Origin of the sequence: Paenibacillus oleatilyticus (assembly GCF_018998565.1) — a bacterium.
Lineage (GTDB): Bacteria > Bacillota > Bacilli > Paenibacillales > NBRC-103111 > Paenibacillus_G > Paenibacillus_G oleatilyticus.
In genome coordinates this window covers 1-323 of record NZ_JAHNZO010000201.1, presented here as the reverse complement: position 1 = coordinate 323, position 323 = coordinate 1, and the positions used below count along the sequence as shown (strand labels likewise).

Below are 323 nucleotides of genomic sequence, written 5' to 3'. Positions count from 1 at the left end.
AGAACAAGCTCGAGTTGCCTTTCTTGAAGCCAGAAGGCGAGATTGAGCCAGTAATGCCCGGTGGGCTCAACACCGATAAGCACCTTCGTTTTGTGATGCTGATCCATTACAGCTTGTATCCATTGGAAGAGGTTTTTAAAGCCGTTGTGATCGTTAGAGAAGGCAAGATAGTGGCCACGTTCAATCCCACGAAAATCGACAGTACGGGCAACATGAGAAAACTTGGCAATATCGATGCCGATAACCAGATGGTCGGTTGTAATTTTTTCAATACGTTGATTTTGTTTGTCACTTTGTTTAAACTTCATAATAAGAGCGCCTCC

The 323-nt window shown here is 44.0% G+C and carries 1 protein-coding gene; it reads right to left on the bottom strand.

The window, feature by feature from the left end; translation table 11 throughout:
* On the bottom strand, nt 1-308 hold a 308-nt coding region (locus KQX66_RS39175), incomplete at its 3' end, for an IS110 family transposase (RefSeq protein WP_216798459.1).
* Between the last annotated feature and the right edge of the window lie 15 nt (nt 309-323).